General features: G+C 47.8%; 1 pseudogene. It reads right to left on the bottom strand.

Annotation, left to right across the window (positions count from 1 at the left end):
• Positions 1–388, bottom strand: a pseudogene (locus ACTHUM_RS19475) (phosphatidylserine decarboxylase); the annotation flags it as partial.
• Between the last annotated feature and the right edge of the window lie 74 nt (positions 389–462).

Below are 462 nucleotides of genomic sequence, written 5' to 3'. Positions count from 1 at the left end.
TGTAGCACAAAATGCGGCGCGCTACCAAACCGGCCACTTGAACAAAAGTAATTTCACGACCAAAAGCCGTATTCGCCAACACCACATTACGTTCATTTTCCGTGCTGTCTTTGTCCAAATACGCATTCACGAAGTTGCCTTTGTGAGAGACCACTTTCGTTACCATACAATCAGCAGTCGATTTTTGAGAATGCACGTTGAACACGTTCATAAAAATACTGATTTTCAAAGCATCGACATCACGATACGGACCGCGTGCGCGCTCGACCACCACGATACGGCCGTCAAACGACCTCACCACTGCTTCCGGCTTTTGCGTAGTCTAACGCTCAGGGGCGCGGCAAAGCTGCAAAGCAAATCTGGTAAAAACAAAAAACGGTAAAGAAAAAGAGCAGAAACGAAGTGGAAGCTGTTTAGTGGAGGCATTTGATGCTGTAGGCGAAGAGGGGAGGGTGGGTCTAG

Source organism: Neisseria sp. P0021.S006, from assembly GCF_051956895.1.
This window is presented reverse-complemented; position numbering and strand designations above follow the sequence as displayed.